Here is a 21,916-nt window from a genome sequence, read left to right as displayed (position 1 = left end):
CGTGCCGGTCCGTCGAACGACGCCGCGCCGGTCCGTCAGAGCCAGCCGCGCCGCTTGAACAGCCGGAACAGCCCGATCTCGCACAGCACCATCAGCACGATCACGGCGGGATAGCCCCACGTCCAGGTCAACTCGGGCATGTACTCGAAGTTCATGCCGTAGACGCCGGCGATCATCGTGGGGACCGCGGCCATCGCCGCCCACGCCGAGATCTTCCGCATGTCGTCGTTCTGCCGCACGCTCATCTGCGCCAGATGCGCGGACAGGATGTCGGACAGCAGCCGGTCGAGCCCGTCCACCTGCTCGTTCGCGCGCGTGAGGTGGTCACTGACGTCCCGGAAGAACGGCTGCGCGTGCTCGTCGACGAAGGGCAGACCAGGGTTTGAGAGCCGCAGCATCGGCTGGGCGAGCGGCCCCGTCGCACGGCGGAATTCGAGCACCTGCCGCTTGAACGTGTAGATCCGGGCGGCCGTGTTCTTGGAGTCGCGGCCGAACGGCGCGAAGACCTCCGCCTCCAGCTCCTCCAGGTCGGTCTGGAGCTCCGCGCCGACCTCTATGTAGTGGTCGACGACGGCGTCGCTCACCGCGTACAGAACGGCGGTCGGACCGTGCCGCAGCACCTCCGGCTCGGCTTCCAGGCGGTGGCGTACGGCCGCCAGCGGGGCGCCCTCGCCGTGGCGCACCGTCACCACGAACGAGTCGCCCACGAAGACCATCAGCTCGCCCGTCGTCACGGTGTCGCTCTCCGGTTCGTAGATCACCGGCTTAAGCACCGCGAAGAGCGAGTCGTCGTACACCTCCAGCTTGGGCCGCTGATGGGCGCGCAGAGCGTCCTCGACGGCCAGGGGGTGCAGGCCGAACTCGCTGCTCACGAGATCGAATTCCTTCTCGTTGGGCTCGTGCAGACCGATCCACAAGAAGGCGTCACCGGTCGCCCGCGCCTCCGAGAGGGCGTCCGAAAAGTCGGAAGGGCCCTCGGAGCGGCACCCTTCCCGGTAGATGGCACAGTCGACGATCACGGCGCGCATTCTCCCCCGGAACGGGCCCGGGCGCACCCCGGAGCCGTCTTCCGCCTAGGCTGGCGGCCATGGCCACGCTGATCCTCGTACGCCACGGACGCTCCACCGCCAACACCGCCGGGCTGCTCGCCGGCTGGACGCCAGGTGTCACGCTCGACGAGCGCGGCGCCGCCCAGGCGGCAGCGCTGCCCGGCAGGCTGGCCGGCGTGCCGCTCGCCGCAGCCGTCACCAGCCCCCTCGAACGCTGCCGGGAGACCCTTCAGCCGCTGCTCGAAGCGCGGCCCGGTCTCCCGTCGCACACCGACGAGCGGATAGGGGAGTGCCACTACGGCGACTGGTCGGGCCGCAAGCTCGCCGAACTCTCCGACGAGCCGCTGATGGCCGCCGTACAGCAGCACCCCTCCTCGGTGACGTTCCCGGGCGGGGAGTCGATGCGGGCCATGCAGGCGCGCGCGGTCGACGCCGTGCGCGACTGGAACGCGCGCATCGACGCCGAGCACGGCGAGGACGCGGTCTATCTCATGTGTTCTCACGGCGACATCATCAAGTCCGTCGTGGCGGACGCACTCGGCCTTCATCTCGATCTCTTCCAGCGGATTCACGTGGACCCGTGTTCCCTGACGATCATCCGGTACACCGCCCTGCGCCCCTTCCTTGTGCGGCTCGGCGACACCGGGGACCTCGCCTCGCTGGCGCCGCGTGAGAACGGCAATGACGGGGACGCGGCCGTAGGGGGCGGCGCGGGCGCACCGTGATCGCTCCGCGCAGTAGGGTGGACGCGCCCCAAGACCGCGCATACAGACGATTTCAAGGGAGACAGGACGTGTCCCGTCAGGTATTCCTCTACGACCCGCCGGACCGTTTCGTCGCCGGTACGGTCGGGCTGCCTGGACGCCGTACGTTCTTCCTGCAGGCCTCCGCCGCCGGCCGCGTCACCAGCGTCGCCCTGGAAAAGGCCCAGGTGGCCGCGCTCGCCGAGCGGATCGACGAGCTGCTCGACGAAGTGGTACGCCGCACCGGAGGCAACGCCCCCGTGCCCGCCGTGGCCCCCGCCGATGTCACCGACAGCGCCCCCCTCGACGCCCCCATCGAGGAGGAGTTCCGCGTCGGCACCATGGCGCTGGCCTGGGACGGTGAGGAACAGTGCATGATCGTCGAGGCGCAGGCTCTCGTCGAGCTGGACGTGGAGACCGAAGAGGATCTCGCGGAGGCAGAGGAACGGCTGCTCCAGGACGAGGAGAACGGCCCGCCGATGCTGCGGGTCCGGCTCAGCGGCGCACAGGCCAGAGCCTTCGCCAAGCGCGCCCTCGACGTCGTCAACGCGGGGCGGCCGCCGTGCCCGCTGTGCAGCCTGCCGCTCGACCCGGAGGGACACGTATGCCCGCGCCAGAACGGATACCGCCGGGGAGCGTAGCTCCGGCGGACAGCGGCCTCCTCACCGTTCTGGCGAAGGGGCAGCTCGCAGTGCGCGGACGCGTCCGTGAGGCGTCCAACGCGGTGCTGTACTGCGGCATCGAGTACGACGGCGTATCGGCGTCCTGCGTGTACAAACCGGTCGCCGGAGAGCGGCCGCTGTGGGACTTCCCCGACGGCACGCTCGCTCAGCGCGAGGTGGCGGCGTACGAGATCTCCGAGGCGACGGGGTGGAGGCTCGTGCCGCCGACCGTGCTGCGCGACGGACCGTACGGCGAGGGCATGTGCCAGCTGTGGATCGAGGCGGCCTCCGAGGACGGTGACGCTGCCGACGGGGGGCTACTGGCCCTCGTCGAGGACGAGGAGCCGGCCGATGGCTGGAAAGCGATCGCCTTCGCCGAGGTGGGGGAGGGCCGCACGGCGCTCCTCGTGCACGCGGACGACGAGCGGCTGCGCCGGCTGGCGGTCCTGGACGCGGTCATCAACAACGCCGACCGCAAGGGCGGGCATCTGCTGCCGACGGCGGACGGGAAGCTGTACGGCATCGACCACGGGGTCACGTTCAACACGCAGGACAAGCTCCGCACGCTGCTGTGGGGCTGGGCGGGGGAGCCGCTGACGGCCGAGGCGGCCCAGGTGCTGGCGCGGCTGGCTTCGGACTTGGCGCCGGGGCGCCCGCTCGCCACCCGGATGGCGGAACTGATCACTCCGGCGGAGCTGGAGGCGCTGCGCGGGCGGGTGGCTGCGCTGCGCGTGACCGGCCGCCATCCGGAGCCGAGCGGGGAGTGGCCGGCCATTCCCTGGCCGCCGGTGTAGGTGCGAGCGGTCGCCTGCGGCGCTGTTCCCCACCCCGCCCCTTCCCGAAACCTGGGGGCAAGCCCCCAGACCCCGGACGCCCTCCGGGCGTGGCCTCAAACGCCGGCCGGGCTGGATATGCGGCACCCTCGAGCCCCTCCGACGTTCGAGGAGCGGGGTCTGGGCCGCGCCGCCGGCCGCGCAAGGGTGCGTAACCGGACGTGTTTGCGTATCCGGTTCGTATCCGGAACGTGCGTCCGGTTACGCTCAAGGCATGCATGCCTGGCCCGCTTCTGAGGTCCCCGCCCTGCCTGGCAAGGGCCGCGACCTCCAGATCCACGACACCGCGACCGGTCGGTTGATCACCCTCGACCCCGGTCCCGTCGCCCGTATCTACGTATGCGGCATCACGCCGTACGACGCGACCCACATCGGTCACGCGGCGACCTACAACGCGTTCGACCTTGTGCAGCGCGTGTGGCTCGACACCAAGCGGCAGGTTCATTACGTCCAGAACGTCACGGACGTAGACGATCCGCTGCTGGAGCGGGCGATCCGCGACGGACACGACTGGACCGAACTCGCGGAGCGCGAAACCGCGCTGTTCCGCGAGGACATGACCGCCCTGCGGATGCTTCCGCCGCAGCACTACATCGGCGCCGTCGAAGCGATACCCGGCATCGTGCCGCTCATCGAGCGGCTGCGGGACGCGGGCGCGGCGTACGAACTCGAAGGGGATGTGTACTTCTCCGTCGAGGCCGACCCGCACTTCGGCGAGGTGTCCGGGCTCGACGCCGACGCGATGCGGCTGCTGTCCGCGGAGCGCGGCGGCGACCCCGACCGCCCCGGCAAGAAGAACCCGCTCGACCCGATGCTCTGGATGGCCGCCCGTGAGGGCGAGCCGAGCTGGGACGGCGCCTCGCTGGGCCGCGGCCGGCCCGGCTGGCACATCGAGTGCGTCGCGATCGCCCTGGACCACCTGGGGATGGGCTTCGACGTGCAGGGCGGCGGATCGGACCTCGCCTTCCCGCACCACGAGATGGGCGCGTCCCACGCCCAAACGCTGACCGGCGAGTACCCGTTCGCCAAGACGTACGTACACGCCGGAATGGTCGCCCTGGACGGCGAGAAGATGTCGAAGTCCAAGGGCAACCTGGTCTTCGTGTCGAAGCTGCGCCGCGACGGCGTGGACCCGGCCGCGATCCGCCTCACGCTGCTCGCGCACCACTACCGGGCCGACTGGGAGTGGACGGACCAGGTGCTGGAGGACGCCCTGGAGCGGCTCGGGCGCTGGCGCGCGGCCGTCTCGCGCCCCGACGGACCGTCCGCCGACGCCCTGGTCGAGGAGATCCGCGAGGCGCTCTCCAACGACCTCGACGCCCCGGCCGCACTCGCCGCAGTGGACCGTTGGGCCGCCTCGCAGGCGTCCGAAGGCGGTACGGACGAGGGCGCGCCCGGCGTGGTCTCGCGCGCCGTCGACGCGCTGCTCGGCGTGGCTCTGTAAGCGTGGCCCGGTAGTCGCTTTCCGGCCCTGCCGGCCGTGCCGCCCCCGGCCCTCTCGCGAAAGAAGAGGGCCGGGGGCGGTTCTGTGCTCTGACGACTGCGGGGCGGCGCCACCCGGCGCCGCCCCGCTTCACTCCTCTGTGGAGTCTTCCGTTCCGTCGGTGCCTTCCGCGCTTTCGGGCCGGCCGGGCTCCCCGCGCGGTGGCTTCGGGGGCCGCGTGCGGCCGGTGGAGCTGTCGCGCAGATACGTACCGGTGCCTTCGCTCCCGTCCGTCGCGTGACCGGGGCCTGGCCCGCCGTCACGCCGTCGCAGGTATCGCTCGAACTCGCGGGCGATCGCCTCGCCCGTCGCCTCGGGGAGCTCCGCGGTGTCCCGCGCCTCCTCCAGCGACTGCACGTATTCCGCCACCTCGCTGTCCTCGGCCGCCAGTTGGTCGACGCCGACCTGCCATGCCCGTGCGTCCTCGGGCAGTTCGCCGAGCGGGATGCGCAAGTTGATGAGGTCTTCGAGGCGGTTGAGGAGCGCGAGCGTGGCCTTGGGGTTGGGCGGCTGCGACACGTAGTGCGGTACGGCGGCCCACAGGCTCACCGCCGGTACACCCGCGTGCGTGCAGGCCTCCTGGAGGATCCCGACGATGCCCGTGGGGCCTTCGTACTTGGTCTCCTCCAGATCCATGGTCCGCGCCAGGTCCGGGTCCGACGTCACGCCGCTGACCGGCACCGGCCTGGTGTGCGGGGTGTCGCCGAGCAGCGCGCCGAGGATCACGATCATCTCGACGCCCAGTTCGTGGGCGAAGCCGAGGATCTCGTTGCAGTACGAGCGCCAGCGCATGGAGGGCTCGATGCCGCGTACCAGGACCAGGTCACGGGGCTTGTCGCCGCCGATCCGCACCACGGAAAGCCGGGTGGTGGGCCAGGTGATCCTGCGGACTCCGCCGTCGATGAACACCGTGGGCCGGTTGACCTGGAAGTCGTAGTAGTCCTCGGCGTCGAGCGCAGCGAAGACCTCGCCCTTCCATTCCCGGTCCAGATGCGCGAGCGCGGTGGAGGCGGCGTCGCCGGCGTCGTTCCAGCCCTCGAACGCGGCCACCATGACCGGGTCGATCAGCTCGGGAACCCCCTCGAGCTCGATCACCCAGTGCCCCCTTTCGAAGTTCCGTTGTGCACGCATCAACCTTACGGCTTCCACCAGGTGCGGTGACGCCTGATGCGTATGCGGGAAGCGTGCCCTGCGCCCGCTGAATCAATCGAGATCAGAGACCCGATCTCCTACAGCGTAGAGCGCAGCCACTGCTCGACGCTCGCGATGTGCACCGTCGCCCACGACCTGGCGGCCTCCGCGTCCCGGTCGCGCAGGGCGTCGAGGATCGCGCGGTGTTCGTGGAGCGTACGGCTGACCGCGTCCTCCTGGGTCAGTCCGCGCCAGACGCGAGCCCGGGTGGTCGGCCCGGAGAGCCCGTCGAGGAGTGAGCACAGCACCGAGTTGCCGGACCCCTGCACGATGCGGCGATGGAATTCGAGATCGCTCGCGACCAGCTCCTCGACGGACGGATGCGACCCGAGCGCGTCCAACTGGGCGCTCAGTTCGTCCAGTTCCGCCTCGCCGAGGCGGGCGGCGGCCATCGCGGTGGCGGCGGGCTCCAGGATGCGGCGTACGGCGAGGAACTCCAGCACCGTGTCGTCCCGGTGGAAGTCCACGACGAAACTCATGGCTTCGAGCAGCAGTTGGGGATCCAGGCTGGTGACGTACGTACCGTCACCCTGCCGTACGTCGAGAATCCTGATCAGCGACAGGGCGCGTACCGCCTCGCGCAGCGAATTGCGCGACAGCCCCAGCTCGGCGGCGAGTTCGCTCTCCTTGGGGAGGCGGTCGCCGGGGCGCAGAGCCCCCGAGACGATCATTTTCTTGATCTTCTCGATCGCCTCGTCGGTGACAGCCACGGTGGGTCTCCTAGTCGCTCAGACATCCGATGTCTGACCCCATTATGTGGGTGGGGCGCGGCCCCGGAGTAAGCCAATGGGTAAGGGGCAGCCGTCCAGACGGCTGCCCCTTACCCATTGGCCCTGCCGGCGGGCTTCAGGCCCTGCGGCCCAGCACGTCCTCGACCTTGGCGCGGACCTCGTCTGTGGCCAGGCCCCGGATCGTCAGCGTCGTACGGCGGCGCAGTACGTCGTCCGCCGTCTCGGCCCACTCGTGGTCACGGGCGTACACGACCTGCGCCCAGATCTCCGGCGCGTCCGGGTGGACGCGCTCGGCCAGCGCCGGGTCCTCGTTGGCCAGGCGCGCGATGTCGAAGGACAGCGAGCCGTAGTGCGTGGCCAGGTGGCGTGCGGTGTCGGCGGCCATCCGCGGGCCGGGCGTACCGCCGTCGACGAGCAGCCGGTGGGCGACCGCGTTCGGGTTGGATATGCCCGGCAGCGGCAGCTTCTTCGGCAGCCGAGAGATGGGCTCCATGTCCTCGCCCAGCGGGTGGCCGGGCAGCGCGGCGAGCTTGTTCATGACGGTGCGGCCGATGTGACGGAACGTCGTCCATTTGCCGCCGGCGACCGACAGCATGCCGCCGCGTCCCTCGGTGACGACCGTCTCGCGCTTGGCCTTGGAGGTGTCACCGGGACCGCCGGGCAGCACCCGCAGGCCCGCGAAGGAGTACGTGATGAGGTCGCGGGAGAGCTGCTGGTCGCGGATCGAGAAGGCGGCCTCGTCCAGGATCTGGGCGATGTCCTTCTCGGTGACCGCGACGTCCGCCGGGTCGCCCTCGTACTCCTCGTCGGTCGTGCCGAGCAGGAGCTGGTCCTCCCACGGCAGCGCGAACGTGATGCGGTACTTGTCGATCGGCGTGGCCAGCGCGGCCCGCCAGGGGGCGGTGCGCTTGAGGACCAGGTGCGCGCCCTTGGAGAGCCGGATGGACGGCGCGGCGTCCGGGTTCTCCATCTTGCGCAGGTGGTCGACCCACGGCCCGGTGGCGTTGAGCACCAGACGGGCCGTGACCCCGAACTCCGAACCGTCCAGGCGGTCCTTGAGCTCGGCGCCCGTGACCCGGCCGTTGGTGAAGCGAAGGCCGGTGACCTCGGCGTGGTTGAGGACGGTCGCGCCCGACTCGGCGGCCGCGCGGACCGTCATCAGGGCCATGCGCGAGTCGTTCATCTGGTCGTCGCCGTAGACCGCGACGGCCTTGAGGTCGTCCGTACGGAGCTCGGGCACCGCACGGGCCGCCTTCGCCGGGCTGATGACGTGGCCGACACCGTCGCCGAAGGCGGACAGCGCCGAGTAGGCGAAGACGCCCGCGCCGAGCTTGGCCGCGCCGTGCGGGCCGCCCTTGTAGACGGGGAGGTAGAAGGTCAGCGGGTTGGCCAGGTGCGGCGCGACGTCGCGCGAGACGGCGCGCCGCTCGAAGTGGTTCTCCGCGACGAGCTTGACCGCGCCGGTCTGGAGGTAGCGCAGTCCGCCGTGGAGCAGCTTGGACGAGGCGGAGGAGGTGGCGCCGGCGAAGTCGCCGGCGTCCACCAGGGCCACCCGCAGTCCCGACTGAGCGGCGTGCCAGGCGGTGGAGATGCCCAGGATGCCGCCGCCGATTACCAGGAGGTCGTACGTCGCCTTGGAAAGCTGCTCCCGGGTTTCGGCGCGGCTCGCGGTGGAACCGTCGGCCGGGCGCGTCCCGAGGGCCGGGGCGCTCTGCAGGGTGGTCATTTTCGTAACTCCTCGTCAGCTCTCGTCGTCGAGCCAGCCCATGGACCGCTGCACGGCCTTGAGCCAGCTCTTGTACTCGCGGTCCCGCGTGGCCGCGTCCATGCGGGGGGTCCACTCGGCGGCCCTGCGCCAGTTGGCGCGCAGCTCGTCGGTGCTGGACCAGAAGCCGACGGCGAGGCCGGCGGCGTAGGCGGCGCCGAGGCAGGTGGTCTCGGCCACCATCGGGCGCACCACCGGTGCGTCCAGGAAGTCCGAGAGCGTCTGCATCAGCAGGTTGTTGGAGGTCATGCCGCCGTCGACCTTGAGGGCCGTCAGCTCGACGCCGGAGTCCTTGGTCATGGCGTCGCTGATCTCGCGGGTCTGCCAGGCGGTGGCCTCCAGGACGGCACGGGCGATGTGCGCCTTGGTGACGTACCGGGTGAGGCCGGCGATCACACCGCGGGCGTCGGGGCGCCAGTACGGGGCGAACAGGCCGGAGAAGGCGGGGACGAAGTACGCGCCGCCGTTGTCCTCGACGGACGAGGCCAGCGTCTCGATCTCCGCGGCCGACTTGATCAGGCCCATCTGGTCGCGCATCCACTGGACGAGCGCACCGGTGACGGCGATCGAGCCTTCGAGGGCGTAGACGGGCCTCTCGGCGCCGATCTGGTATCCGACGGTCGTCAGCAGGCCGTTGTACGAGTTGACGGGCGTGTGACCGGTGTTCATCAGCATGAACGTGCCGGTGCCGTACGTCGACTTCGCCTCGCCCTCGGAGAAGCAGGTCTGGCCGAACAGCGCCGCCTGCTGGTCACCGAGCGCCGAGGCGACGGGCACGCCCTTCAGCGGGCCGGCCTTGGCGACGCCGTACACCTCGGCGGAGGAACGGATCTGCGGCAGCACGGCGGACGGGATGTCCATCGACTGGAGGATCTTCTCGTCCCAGCGCATCTCGTGCAGGTTCATGAGGAGCGTGCGCGAGGCGTTGGTGACGTCGGTGACGTGTACGCCGCCGTCGGTGCCGCCCGTCAGGTTCCAGATGACCCAGGAGTCCATGGTGCCGAAGAGGATGTCGCCGGCCTCGGCGCGCTCGCGCAGGCCCTCGACGTTGTCGAGCAGCCAGCGGACCTTGGGGCCCGCGAAGTACGACGCGAGCGGCAGGCCGGTCTGGCGGCGGAAGCGGTCCTGGCCGACGTTGCGGCCGAGCTCCTTGCAGAGCGCGTCGGTGCGGGTGTCCTGCCAGACGATGGCGTTGTGGACGGGCTCACCGGTGTTCTTGTCCCACAGCAGCGTGGTCTCGCGCTGGTTGGTGATGCCGATCGCCTTGACGTCGGCGGGGGTGATGCCCGCCTTGGCGATGGCGCCGGCGACGACTTCCTGGACGTTGGTCCAGATCTCGGCCGCGTTGTGCTCGACCCAGCCCGGCTTCGGGAAGATCTGCTCGTGCTCCTTCTGGTCGACCGCGACGATCCGGCCGTCCTTGTCGAAGACGATGCAGCGGCTGGAGGTGGTGCCCTGGTCGATGGCCGCGATGAACGGGCCGGTGGTGTGTGCGTCGGTCACGGTGTGCTCCCGGAGGTCTGTAGAGGGTCGGCCGGTCGGCTCAGGCGAACGCGATGGTGTAGATACCCGCGGCGATGGCTCCGCCGACCAGCGGTCCGACGACGGGGATCCAGGCGTAGCTCCAGTCGGAGCCGCCCTTGTTCGGCAGCGGGAGCAGGGCGTGCACGATGCGCGGCCCCAGGTCACGGGCCGGGTTGATCGCGTAACCGGTCGGGCCGCCGAGCGAGAGGCCGATGCCGACCACGACGAGGGCGACCATCAGTCCGCCGACGGCGCCGAGGCCCTTGCCGCTGTCGTTGAGGCCCTGCGTGAGCACCGCGAGGACGAGCACGACCGTGCCGATGATCTCGGTGGCGAGGTTCTGCCAGACGTTCCGGACCTCGGGCCCGGTGGAGAAGATGCCGAGCACGGGGCCGGCCTTGGGTGCGGCCTTCTGGTCGACCAGGCCCTCTTCGGCGGGCTGCGCCGCGAGGATCTCCGGGTCCCTGAGATGGGCCTGGAACTGGCCGTAGTACGCGATCCAGACCAGGGTCGCGCCGATCATGGCGCCGAGTATCTGGCCGGCGAAGTAGACCGGAACGTTGCTCCAGTCGCCGTCCTTGATCGCGATGCCGACCGTGACCGCCGGGTTGAGGTGGGCGCCGGAGAGGCTGCCGGTCATGTAGACGGCGGTCATGACGGCGAATCCCCACCCGAAGGTGATGGCGAGCCAGCCGGCGTTCTGCGCCTTCGAGCGCTTGAGTACGACGGCGGCGACCACGCCGCCGCCGAGCAGGATGAGCACGGCGGTACCAATGATCTCGCCGATGAAGATGTCGGAGCTGGACACCCGCGACTCCTTTGTCCTTCGTCCAGGGGAAAGGCGAACCCCGGGTCCCTCCGGGTGGTCCGCGCCCTCGGTGAGGGCCTAGCCGGTCCCTTGGCGTTGCCACACTCTAGCGCGTATTGCCGGTAGGTGTTCGGCATTGCCGACCGATGAACGGCAGTTTTGTCCTCGGTTAACACGCACGTCAAGAGTTCCGTGACCGGTTTCCCGATCGTTACCAGCCTGGCAGGAGAGAGCGGAACGCGCCTCAGAAGCGGCTGGCGCCCAGGTCCCGCGACACCGCGCGGGCGCAGTCCCGTACGGCCGCGACGAGGTCGCCGCGCAGATCCTGGCCCTCACGGAGCCGCTCCACCGCGCCGGTGATGCCGACGGCGCCGACCGGCATCCGCCGGCGGTCGTGGATGGGGGCGGCGATCGAGGCCACCCCGTCCCAGGTCTCCTCCACGTCGGCGGCCCAGCCGCGCGCCCGCGTCAGGTCGAGCACCGCCTCGAAGTCCCGCACGTCCGTGATCGTGTGCGGGGTGAAGGTCTTGCGCTCGTTCTCGACGACCTCGTTGTGCGCCACCGGGTCGTACGCCGACAGCACCTTGCCCAGCGCGGAGGAGTGCAGCGGCTGCATCGCCCCGACTTCGAGCACCTGCCGGCTGTCGTCCGGACGGAAGACGTGGTGGACGATCAGTACGCCCTTCTGGTGCAGTACGCCCAGATAGACACTCTCGCCGCTGGAGCGGGCCAGGTCGTCCGTCCACACCAGCGCGCGGGCGCGCAGCTCGTGTACGTCCAGATAGGTGCTGCCCAGGCGCAGCAGCTCGGCGCCGAGCTGATAGCGGCCCGAGGCCGGGTCCTGCTCGACAAAACCCTCTGCCTGGAGGGTGCGCAGGATGCCGTGGGCCGTACCCTTGGCAAGACCGAGGGACGAGGCCACTTCGGACAGGCCGAGCCTGCGCTCGCCTCCCGCAAGCAGGCGCAGCATCGCCGCCGCCCGCTCGAGCGACTGGATGTTCTTCGCCACGCTCGGCCACCTCCACCTCGGTTCGACAATGCTGAACACTATCGGTTCATGCCGACCTGGCGGCACCGCCCGGGGCCCGCCCGGCGATCGCCGGCCATCAGAACACGACGCGGACATGACGCCGTCCGGCCCGTGGGACGACTTCACGCCACGGACGGGGTCACGGCTACGCTGGCCAGGTGCGCCTTCCGCCGGGAAGGCGCAAAGCCGACAGCCGTCGCACTCCAGGGAGCAGATCCATGGCCTCGTTGCCAACCCCCACGCCTGCCAGCCACAGCAGCCGCGCAGACGCCCTCCGCGAAGCACTCGCCAGCCGGGTCGTGGTCGCCGACGGGGCGATGGGCACCATGCTGCAGGCGCAGGACCCCAGCCTGGAGGACTTCGAGAACCTCGAAGGCTGCAACGAGATCCTCAACATCACCCGCCCCGACATCGTGCGCACCGTCCACGAGGAGTACTTCGCGGTCGGCGTGGACTGCGTCGAGACCAACACCTTCGGCGCCAACTTCGCCGCGCTTGCCGAGTACGACATTCCCGAGCGCGTCTTCGAGCTGTCCGAGTCGGGCGCCCGCATCGCCCGCGAGGTCGCCGACGAGTTCGCGGCCAGGGACGGCCGCCAGCGCTGGGTGCTCGGCTCGATGGGCCCCGGCACCAAGCTGCCCACGCTGGGCCACGCCCCGTACCTCACGCTGCGCGACGCCTACCAGCAGAACGCCGAGGGCATGCTCGCGGGCGGCGCGGACGCGCTCCTGGTGGAGACCACCCAGGACCTGCTCCAGACGAAGTCCGCGATCATCGGTGCCCGCCGCGCCATGGACGTCGCCGGCATCAGCGTCCCCCTGATCTGCTCCGTGACGGTCGAGACCACCGGCACCATGCTCCTCGGCTCCGAGATCGGCGCCGCGCTCACCGCGCTGGAGCCGCTCGGCATCGACATGATCGGCCTGAACTGCGCCACCGGCCCCGCCGAGATGAGCGAGCACCTGCGCTACCTCGCCCGCCACTCGCGCGTCCCGCTCTCCGCCATGCCCAACGCCGGCCTCCCCGTCCTGGGCAGCAACGGCGCGCACTACCCCCTGTCGGCCGCCGAGCTGGCCGACGCCCAGGAGGCCTTCGTACGCGAGTACGGCCTGTCCCTGGTGGGCGGCTGCTGCGGTACGACGCCCGAGCACCTGCGCCAGGTCGTCGAGCGGGTACGCGACCTCACCCCGGCCGCCCGCGACCCGCGCCCCGAGCCCGGCGCCGCCTCGCTCTACCAGACCGTCCCCTTCCGCCAGGACACGTCGTACCTGGCCATCGGCGAGCGTACGAACGCCAACGGGTCGAAGAAGTTCCGCGAGGCCATGCTGGAGGGCCGCTGGGACGACTGCGTGGAGATGGCCCGCGACCAGATCCGCGAGGGCGCGCACATGCTCGACCTCTGCGTCGACTACGTGGGGCGTGACGGCGCCGCCGACATGGCGGAGCTGGCGGGCCGGTTCGCGACCGCGTCCACCCTGCCCATCGTGCTGGACTCCACCGAGCTGGACGTCCTGCGGGCCGGCCTGGAGAAGCTGGGCGGGCGCGCGGTCATCAACTCGGTCAACTACGAGGACGGCGACGGGCCGGAGTCCCGGTTCCAGAAGGTCACCAAGCTGGCGCGGGAGCACGGCGCCGCGCTGATGGCGCTGACCATCGACGAGGAGGGCCAGGCCCGCACGGTCGAGCACAAGGTCGCCGTCGCCGAGCGGATCATCGCCGACCTGACCGGCAACTGGGGCATCCACGAGTCGGACATCCTCATCGACTGCCTCACCTTCACCATCTGCACCGGCCAGGAGGAGTCCCGCAAGGACGGCGTCAACACGATCGAGGCCATCCGCGAGCTGAAGCGGCGCCACCCCGACGTCCAGACGACGCTCGGCCTGTCGAACATCTCCTTCGGTCTCAACCCGGCCGCCCGCATCGTCCTGAACTCCGTCTTCCTCGACGAGTGCGTGAAGGCGGGCCTCGACTCGGCGATCGTGCACGCGAGCAAGATCCTGCCCATCGCCCGCCTCGACGAGGAGCAGATCAAGGTCGCCCTCGACCTGATCCACGACCGCCGCGCGGAGGGCTACGACCCGCTGCAGCGGTTCCTTGAGCTGTTCGAGGGCGTCGACACGAAGTCGATGAAGGCCGGCAAGGCCGAGGAACTCCTGGCGCTGCCGCTCGACGAGCGGCTCCAGCGCCGCATCATCGACGGCGAGAAGAAGGGCCTGGAGGCCGACCTCGACGAGGCCCTGGCCGAGCGCCCGGCCCTCGACATCGTCAACGACACGCTCCTTGAGGGCATGAAGGTCGTCGGCGAGCTCTTCGGCTCCGGCCAGATGCAGTTGCCGTTCGTGCTCCAGTCCGCCGAGGTCATGAAGTCCGCGGTGGCTTACCTGGAGCCGCACATGGAGAAGACCGACGACGAGGGCAAGGGCACGATCGTGCTCGCCACCGTCCGCGGCGACGTCCACGACATCGGCAAGAACCTCGTCGACATCATCCTGTCCAACAACGGCTACACCGTCGTCAACCTCGGCATCAAGCAGCCCGTCTCCGCGATCCTGGAAGCCGCCGAGGAACACCGCGCCGACGTCATCGGCATGTCCGGTCTCCTGGTCAAGTCGACCGTGATCATGAAGGAGAACCTCCAGGAGCTCAACCAGCGCAAGATGGCCGCCGACTTCCCCGTCATCCTCGGCGGCGCCGCGCTGACACGGGCGTACGTCGAACAGGACCTCCACGAGATCTACGACGGCGAAGTCCGCTACGCCCGTGACGCGTTCGAGGGCCTGCGCCTGATGGACGCCCTGATCGGCGTCAAGCGCGGCGTCCCCGGCGCCAAGCTCCCCGAGCTCAAGCAGCGCCGCGTCCCCAAGACGGCCACGACCGCCGTGCTCGAAGTCGAAGAGCCCGAGGGGTCCGTACGCTCCGACGTCGCCGTCGACAACCGGATCCCCGAACCGCCGTTCTGGGGCACCCGCGTCGTCAAGGGCATCGGCCTGAATGAGTACGCCTCCTGGCTCGACGAGGGCGCGCTGTTCAAGGGCCAGTGGGGCCTCAAGCAGGCACGGACCGGTGACGGGCCGACGTACGAAGAGCTCGTCGAGACCGAGGGCCGCCCCCGGCTGCGCGGCTGGCTGGAGCAGCTCCACACCAGGAACCTGCTCGAAGCCGCCGTCGTCTACGGCTACTTCCCCTGCCACTCCAAGGGCGACGACCTGATCCTCCTGAACGAGGACGGTTCCGAGCGCACCCGCTTCACCTTCCCGCGTCAGCGCCGCGGCCGCCGCCTGTGCCTCGCCGACTTCTTCCGCCCGGAGGAGTCCGGCGAGACCGACGTGGTCGGCCTCCAGGTCGTCACCGTGGGATCGAAGATCGGCGAGGCGACGGCCGAGCTGTTCGAGTCGAACTCCTACCGTGACTACCTCGAACTGCACGGACTGTCCGTCCAGTTGGCGGAGGCGCTCGCCGAGTACTGGCACGCCCGGGTCCGCAGCGAACTCGGCTTCGGCGCCGAAGACCCGGCCGCCGTCGAGGACATGTTCGCGCTGAAGTACCGCGGCGCGCGCTTCTCGCTCGGTTACGGCGCCTGCCCCGACCTGGAGGACCGCGCGAAGATCGCGGACCTTCTCCGGCCGGAGCGGATCGGCGTCCACCTGTCGGAGGAGTTCCAGCTGCACCCGGAACAGTCCACCGACGCGATCGTCATCCACCACCCCGAGGCGAAGTACTTCAACGCGCGCTAGAGCCGGACCAGTCGTACACTGGTCGGTCCAGCGCAGGCCGGTCGCCTTCCCACCTGGGGAGACGGCCGGCCTTCTCGTCCCTTCAGGAGGTGTGCCCGGATGACCAGCACCGTCCCCGCGCCCAGTACCCGTACGGCCGAAGGCTCCGCACTGCAGGCTGTTTTCCTCGACATGGACGGCACCCTGGTCGACACCGAGGGATTCTGGTGGGAGGTCGAGGCGGAGGTCTTCGCCGACCTGGGGCATGTGCTGGACGAGGCGTGGCGCGACGTGGTCGTCGGCGGGCCGATGACGCGCAGCGCGGGTTATCTCATTGAGGTCACCGGCGCGGACATCACGCTGCCCGAGCTCACGGTGCTGCTCAACGACCGCTTCGAGAAGCGCATCGGGCACGGCGTGCCGCTGATGCCCGGTGCGGCGCGGCTGCTCACGGAACTGGCCGCGCACGAGGTGCCCACCGCTCTGGTGTCCGCCTCGCACCGGCGCATCATCGACCGCGTCCTGGAGACGCTGGGCCCCGAGATGTTCGCGCTCACGGTCGCGGGGGACGAGGTGGCCCGTACGAAGCCGCACCCGGACCCGTATCTGCACGCCGCGGCCCGGCTCGGTGCCGACCCCTGGAGATGCGCGGTCGTCGAGGACACGGCGACCGGTGTGGCGGCCGCCGAGGCCGCCGGCTGCCGCGTGGTGGCCGTACCGTCCGTCGCGCCGATCGCGCCCGCGCGCGGCCGGGTGGTCGTGGGATCGCTCGAAGAAGTGGATCTCGCTTTTCTCACCACGCTGATCACACGAATGAACTGACCCGTACACCGAGCGTGCTTTCGCTATTCGGGCGGAACTCTCGGCATTGGACCGTGCATTTTCCGTGACACACGGAAATAGAAATGCGCAGCGGAACAAAACTATTCACCGGGTGAGCTTGGTCACCCCCCGGCCGCGCCGCGAGGCGCGGGGCGGCGCCAAAGCGCCCATGAGAGGCCGTATTTGGCGTCCTTGTGTCCCGATTGGTGGAGTGGTGTACGAATCATTCCGGCCCCACCGCCCCACCCCATGGCGATTGATGATCGCGGGCCGATAACGGGTCGGCCCTGCCCTGGTCCGGCCTCCCCGGCGATCCCCACTAATCTCAACACGAGAACTTCGCCGCACCACCATGTGCCCCAGCGCTCAACCAGTTGCTGGGACCACAGAACCGATCGCTCTGATCCCGGCCCGATCGCTCCGCCCCGACCGGGCGGCCGCGGCGGAGTATCCCGTACACCGCTGTAACTCAGTGCCGGATGAGGAGAACGTCCAGGATGAACCGCAAGACTTTGGTGCTGCCGGCCGTAATCGGCCTGCTGGCGCCCGTGCTCGCCGGATGCGGCGGGCCGGGCGGCGGCAAGGGCGGTGATGCCATTGTCGTGGGCACCACGGACCAGTTCGTGGCCACGAAGGACGCGCCCGCACCCTTCGACCCCGCGTTCGCCTATGACGCGGGTGCCTGGAACGTTCTCCGCCAGACCGTCCAGATGCTGGTGCACGTCCCGCGAGGCGGCGGCGAGCCCGTGCCGGACGCGGCTTCCAAGTGCGGCTTCACCGACACCCAGAACGAGAGCTACCGCTGCACCCTGCGCAGCGGGCTGACCTTCGCCGACGGTGACGCGATCACCGCTGAGGACGCCAAGTTCTCGATCGAGCGCGTCCTGAAGATCAACAACAACAACGGTCCCGTCGCCCTGCTCTCGAACATCGACACGATCGAGACCAACGGCGACCACGAGATCGTCTTCCACCTCAAGACGCCGGACGCCACGTTCCCGTACAAGATCGCCACGCCCGCCGCGGCCATCGTCGACTCCGACACGTACCCGGCGGACAAGCTCCGCGCCGGCGTCGCCGCCGACGGCTCGGGCCCGTACAGGCTGAAGACCGAGACCGAGGGCGACCGGGTCGTCAAGGCGGTCTTCACCAAGAACCCCGACTACAAGGGCGACTTGAAGCTCCAGAACGACAAGGTCGAACTGCGGTCGTTCACCGACGCCCGGTCCATGGAGAAGGCGCTGCGGGACGGCGACATCAGCATGATGACGCGCACCCTGCAGCCCGAGCAGATCAAGGATCTGTCGGACAATCCCGCCGAGGGCATCGAACTCGTCGAGATGCCCGGCCTGGAAATCCGCTACCTCGGCTTCGACACCGACGACTCCACGGTCAAGAGCAAGGCGGTGCGCCAGGCGCTGGCCGCCGTCGTCGACCGCGGCGAGCTCGCCACCAAGGTCTACCCGCAGACGGCCGAGCCGCTGTACTCGCTCATCCCGAACACCATCACCGGCCACCAGAACGCGTTCTTCAACAAGTACGGCGAGCCGAACCGGCCCAAGGCCGCCGGCATCCTCGGCGCGGCCGGCATCAGCACGCCGGTGAAGCTGACGCTGCACTACACGAGTGACCACTACGGCCCGGCGACGAAGAGGGAGTTCGAGGTGCTCCAGGAGCAGCTCAACGCCACGAAACTCTTCGACGTCATCATCAAGGGCACCGAGTGGTCGAAGTTCCGTGACAAGCAGAAGCGCGGCGAGTACGCCGTCTACGGCATGGGCTGGTTCCCCGACTTCCCGGACGCCGACAACTACGTCGCGCCGTTCCTGGACAAGGACAACTTCCTCAACTCCCCGTACGTGAGCGGCGAAGCCAGGAACAAGCTCATCCCCGAGTCGCGCCGCGCGGCCGACCGGGCCACGGCCGCGGGGCCGTTCGAGCGGATCCAGGAGATCGTCGCCAACGACGTACCGGTGCTGCCGCTGTGGCAGGGCAAGCAGTACGTCGCCGCGCGCGACAGCATCACCGGCGTCGAGTGGGCACTCAACTCCTCGGCGGACCTGCAGTTGTGGGAGCTGGGCCGCGGCGTCTCCTGACGCCGGAAGGCAGTAGTCCTTCACAAGCCGGGCCGCGAAGACCGCGTCGCCGGTAGGCAATTCATCGAATCTGTGAGGCAAGGATCCGTGAAAAGGCGTAATCAGTGGCTGACGGCCCCGCTTGCGGCGGGACTGGCGGCGGGGCTGCTCAGCGGTTGTGGCACCGACGGGGGCGGCTCGGGCGGCACGGATGGCGGGGTGGTCATCGGAATGTCGGACGAGGTGCTGGCCACCGATCCGGCATCGGGTTACGACCCGGGCTCCTGGCTGCTGTTCAACAACGTCTTCCAGTCGCTGCTGAGCTTCCCCAAGGGCAGCTCCTCTCCGCAGCCCGAGGCCGCGGAGACCTGCGACTTCGACAAGGGCGGCAGCACGGTCTTCCGCTGCACGCTGCGCGACGGGCTGAAGTTCAGCAACGGCAACGAGCTGACGTCGAAGGACGTGAAGTACTCCTTCGAGCGCTCGCTGAAGATCAACGACAAGGCCGGCCCGGCGGCGGTCATGCTGGGCTCCATCGACACGATCGAGACGCCGGACGAGAAGAACATCGTCTTCCGCCTCAAGGTGCCGGACGCCACCTTCCCGAGCAAGATCGCTTCGGGTGCCGGTTCCATCGTCGACCACCGCGAGTACGCCTTCGACAAGCTGCGCACCGACCAGAAGGCGGTCGGCTCGGGCCCGTACAAGCTGGACAGCTTCGGCCGGACCGAGGCGTCCTTCTCGGTCAACGAGAACTACAAGGGCACCGCCGAGACGAAGAACACCGGCGTCACCATGAAGTTCTTCCACGGTGACCAGAAGGCGCTGGCCGCTTCCCTCAAGGAGCGCGACGTGGACATCGCCTACCGAGGCCTCACCGCCGACGACATCACCGAAATCGAGCACTCGAAGGCCGAGAACGCCAAGGGCATCGAGGTCGTCGAGGGCTCCAGCGCCGAGGTCCAGCACCTGGTCTTCAACGTGAACGACCCGGTCGTCGGCAAGCCCGCCGTGCGCAAGGCCATGGCGTACCTCATCGACCGCGACGCCCTGGTGCGGGACGTCTACCAGTCCACCGCCACCCCGCTGTACTCCATCATCCCGAGCGGTATCGGCGCCCACAACACGGCGTTCTTCGACACCTACGGCGGCAGCCCGCAGCCCGACAAGGCCAAGCGGGCCCTGCGCGGCGCGGGCATCAACGGCAAGGTGAAGCTCACCCTGTGGGCCACGCCGAGCCGCTACGGACCCGCGACGGTCGAGGAGTTCAAGGCGATCGCCGGCCAGCTCAACAAGAGCGGGCTCTTCGACGCGAGCGTCGAGTCGGTCGAGATCAACGAGTACGAGCAGAACATCGCGGCCGGCAAGTACGGCGTGTACGTGAAGGGCTGGGTCCCCGACTACCCGGACCCGGACAACTTCACCCTGCCGTTCTTCGGCAAGGACAACGTCCTCGGCAACAACTACGAGAACAGCCGGATCACCGACGGGATCATCCCGGACACCGCCGCCGCGACCGACCGCCCCAAGGCGGAGGAGGACTTCAACAAGCTCCAGGAGATCGTCGCCGACGAGGTGCCGATCATCCCGCTGTGGCAGGGCAAGCAGTACGCCGTGGCCTACGACGACATCTCGGGCCTGGAGTGGACCCTGGACGCGTCGACCGTCTTCCGGTTCTGGGAGATCAGCAAGGGCTGAGGCAGGCAGGACGCCGGCCGGCAGCAACGCGCTGACGGCCGGCCCCCACCGGTCCGGGTCCGGCGTCCGCTACTGGGCGCCGGGCCTGACCAGGCCGCTCTCGTACGCGTACACCGCGGCCTGCACGCGGTCGCGCAGCCCGAGCTTCGTCAGTACATGCCCCACGTGCGTCTTCACGGTCGTCTCGCTCACGAAGAGGTCGGCGGCGATCTCCGCGTTGGACAGCCCGCGGGCCACCAGCTTCAGCACCTCGACCTCACGCTCGGTCAGGGTGTGCAGCGTATTGGGGACCTGCTCCTCGCCGGACGGCAGGTGATCCGCGTACTTGTCGAGCAGCCGGCGCGTGATGCTCGGCGCCAGCATCGCCTCGCCCGCGGCCACCACCCGGATCGCCTGCACGAGCTCGTTGGCGGGCGCGTCCTTCAGCATGAAGCCGCTGGCCCCGGCGCGCAGCGCCTCCACGACGTACTCGTCGAGGTCGAAAGTGGTCAGCACGAGCACCTTCGCCGGGCCGTCCTTGCCGGGCCCCGTGATCTGACGCGTCGCCTCCACACCGTCCATGCGCGGCATCCGGATGTCCATCAGGACCACATCGGGCTGCAGCGCCCGGACCTGGTCGAGCGCCTGCAGACCGTCTCCGGCCTCACCGACGACCGCGAGATCCTGCTCGGCCTCCAGAATCATCCGGAAGCCGGTGCGCAGCAGGGGCTGGTCGTCGACCAGTAGGACGCGGATAGCCACGGAGTCTCCTTCTCTAGACCGGCCCCATTCTGCCCTGGCCGCCCTCGGCCGGATCGGCCGGGCGCTCCGTCAGCGCGACGGGCAGCGGGTACGCCGGGGGAGTACCGCCGAATTCCGGGCACACCGCCCGGTGGTCGCACCACCCGCAGAGCTTGGTCGGGCGCGGCCGCCAGTCACCGGTCTCGGTCGCTTCCCTGATGGCCTCCCACAGCGCGAGCAGCTTGCGCTCCACCCGCTCCAGATCGGCCTCGACCGGGTCGTACGTCAGCACGTCACCGCTGCCGAGATACACGAGCTGAAGCCGGCGAGGTACGACGCCCTTCCACCGCCAGATCACCAGCGCGTAGAACTTCATCTGGAACAGCGCGCCCTCGGCGTACTCCGGCCGGGGCGCCTTGCCCGTCTTGTAGTCGACGATCCGCACCTCGCCCGAGGGCGCCACATCCACCCGGTCGATGATGCCGCGCAGGCGCAGACCCGACTCCAGCTCCGTCTCGACGAAGAGCTCCCGCTCGGCCGGCTCCAGCCGCGTCGGGTCCTCCAGCGTGAACCACCGCTCGACCAGTTCCTCGGCCTCCACCAGCCAGCGCGACAGCCGCTCGCCCTCCTGATCCCCGGCGAACAGCTCCGTGAGCTGCGGCTTCGACTCCAGGAGCCGGTCCCACTGGCCGGGCACCAGCGCCCTGGCCCGCCCCGCCGTACGCTCCGTCGCCGGGTCGTCGAAGAGCCGCTCAAGGACGGCGTGCACCAGCGTGCCGCGCGTCGCCGCCTCGCTCGGCTTCTCGGGCAGCTTGTCGATCACCCGGAACCGGTAGAGCAGCGGGCACTGCATGAAATCGCTCGCCCGCGAGGGGGAGAGCGACATGGGGCGCTGGGCAGCGTCGGCCCGACCGGAACTCGTAGTCATGTCGAAGACCCTAAGACCCACCACTGACAGCCCGGCATCATCCGGCATCATCCGGCACCAACAGGCCTCAAAAGGGGAGCCGAGGCGGGGTGCGGCGGGGCCGTCCGCATACCATCGACGGCAGACACCTCTCGCGCT

General features: G+C 69.6%; 17 protein-coding genes. 8 read left to right on the top strand and 9 right to left on the bottom strand.

Features of this window, described 5'->3' with window-relative positions; genetic code table 11:
- Nucleotides 1-35: 35 nt before the first annotated feature.
- Entirely contained in the window at nt 36-1,028 is a 993-nt protein-coding gene (gene corA / locus G412_RS0131315) for a magnesium/cobalt transporter CorA (protein ID WP_028815483.1), read from the bottom strand.
- 59 nt (nt 1,029-1,087) lie between these two features.
- On the opposite strand from corA, the gene G412_RS0131310 reads away from it, so the two are divergent.
- The 4 genes from G412_RS0131310 (at nt 1,088) to mshC (ending at nt 4,731) form a co-directional block, all read left to right on the top strand.
- Nucleotides 1,088-1,774: a histidine phosphatase family protein gene (locus G412_RS0131310; protein WP_028815482.1), complete on the top strand. Its 687-nt coding sequence runs from the start codon at nt 1,088-1,090 to the stop codon at nt 1,772-1,774.
- A gap of 68 nt (nt 1,775-1,842) precedes the next feature.
- A complete protein-coding gene (locus G412_RS0131305; protein WP_028815481.1) occupies nt 1,843-2,433 on the top strand; it encodes a DUF3090 domain-containing protein in 591 nt (196 codons plus the stop codon).
- Entirely contained in the window at nt 2,397-3,248 is an 852-nt protein-coding gene (locus tag G412_RS0131300; RefSeq protein WP_028815480.1) for an SCO1664 family protein, read from the top strand. The genes G412_RS0131305 and G412_RS0131300 overlap by 37 nt, the downstream gene beginning before the upstream one ends.
- Nucleotides 3,249-3,501: 253 nt before the next feature.
- Complete coding sequence (gene mshC, locus G412_RS0131295; protein WP_028815479.1) at nt 3,502-4,731, top strand: cysteine--1-D-myo-inosityl 2-amino-2-deoxy-alpha-D-glucopyranoside ligase; 1,230 nt, start codon at nt 3,502-3,504, stop codon at nt 4,729-4,731.
- Nucleotides 4,732-4,860: 129 nt separating this feature from the next.
- On the opposite strand, the gene G412_RS0131290 is transcribed toward mshC, so the two are convergent.
- The 6 genes from G412_RS0131290 to G412_RS0131265 all read right to left on the bottom strand — a co-directional run bounded on the left by G412_RS0131290 (nt 4,861) and on the right by G412_RS0131265 (nt 11,798).
- Entirely contained in the window at nt 4,861-5,865 is a 1,005-nt protein-coding gene (locus G412_RS0131290; RefSeq protein ID WP_028815478.1) for a PAC2 family protein, read from the bottom strand.
- 134 nt (nt 5,866-5,999) lie between these two features.
- A complete protein-coding gene (locus G412_RS0131285) occupies nt 6,000-6,671 on the bottom strand; it encodes a FadR/GntR family transcriptional regulator (protein WP_028815477.1) in 672 nt (223 codons plus the stop codon).
- A 136-nt stretch (nt 6,672-6,807) separates the two neighbouring features.
- A complete protein-coding gene (locus G412_RS0131280; RefSeq protein ID WP_028815476.1) occupies nt 6,808-8,418 on the bottom strand; it encodes a glycerol-3-phosphate dehydrogenase/oxidase in 1,611 nt (536 codons plus the stop codon).
- A 15-nt stretch (nt 8,419-8,433) separates the two neighbouring features.
- Nucleotides 8,434-9,960: a glycerol kinase GlpK gene (gene glpK, locus G412_RS0131275; protein ID WP_028815475.1), complete on the bottom strand. Its 1,527-nt coding sequence runs from the start codon at nt 9,958-9,960 to the stop codon at nt 8,434-8,436.
- 40 nt (nt 9,961-10,000) lie between these two features.
- Nucleotides 10,001-10,789, bottom strand: a complete 789-nt coding sequence (locus tag G412_RS0131270; RefSeq protein WP_028815474.1) for an MIP/aquaporin family protein — start codon at nt 10,787-10,789, stop codon at nt 10,001-10,003.
- 244 nt (nt 10,790-11,033) lie between these two features.
- The gene (locus G412_RS0131265) at nt 11,034-11,798 is read right to left on the bottom strand and encodes an IclR family transcriptional regulator (protein WP_028815473.1); all 765 of its coding nucleotides are present in this window, start codon (nt 11,796-11,798) and stop codon (nt 11,034-11,036) included.
- A gap of 239 nt (nt 11,799-12,037) precedes the next feature.
- On the opposite strand from G412_RS0131265, the gene metH reads away from it, so the two are divergent.
- The 4 genes from metH (at nt 12,038) to G412_RS0131245 (ending at nt 20,130) form a co-directional block, all read left to right on the top strand.
- The gene (gene metH, locus G412_RS0131260) at nt 12,038-15,556 is read left to right on the top strand and encodes a methionine synthase (protein WP_028815472.1); all 3,519 of its coding nucleotides are present in this window, start codon (nt 12,038-12,040) and stop codon (nt 15,554-15,556) included.
- Between the two features lie 99 nt (nt 15,557-15,655).
- Nucleotides 15,656-16,357, top strand: a complete 702-nt coding sequence (locus G412_RS0131255) for an HAD family hydrolase (RefSeq protein WP_028815471.1) — start codon at nt 15,656-15,658, stop codon at nt 16,355-16,357.
- 497 nt (nt 16,358-16,854) lie between these two features.
- Entirely contained in the window at nt 16,855-18,453 is a 1,599-nt protein-coding gene (locus G412_RS0131250; RefSeq protein WP_028815470.1) for an ABC transporter substrate-binding protein, read from the top strand.
- An 87-nt stretch (nt 18,454-18,540) separates the two neighbouring features.
- On the top strand, nt 18,541-20,130 hold the full coding sequence (locus tag G412_RS0131245; RefSeq protein ID WP_028815469.1) for an ABC transporter substrate-binding protein: 1,590 nt from the start codon (nt 18,541-18,543) through the stop codon (nt 20,128-20,130).
- Nucleotides 20,131-20,199: 69 nt separating this feature from the next.
- Here G412_RS0131245 and G412_RS0131240 read toward each other — a convergent pair whose 3' ends face one another.
- Complete coding sequence (locus tag G412_RS0131240; protein ID WP_028815468.1) at nt 20,200-20,871, bottom strand: response regulator; 672 nt, start codon at nt 20,869-20,871, stop codon at nt 20,200-20,202.
- A 13-nt stretch (nt 20,872-20,884) separates the two neighbouring features.
- Nucleotides 20,885-21,778: a RecB family exonuclease gene (locus G412_RS0131235; RefSeq protein WP_028815467.1), complete on the bottom strand. Its 894-nt coding sequence runs from the start codon at nt 21,776-21,778 to the stop codon at nt 20,885-20,887.
- Between the last annotated feature and the right edge of the window lie 138 nt (nt 21,779-21,916).

Origin of the sequence: Streptomyces flavidovirens DSM 40150 (assembly GCF_000429085.1) — a bacterium.
In the GTDB taxonomy this organism is placed as follows: domain Bacteria; phylum Actinomycetota; class Actinomycetes; order Streptomycetales; family Streptomycetaceae; genus Streptomyces; species Streptomyces flavidovirens.
This window is presented reverse-complemented; position numbering and strand designations above follow the sequence as displayed.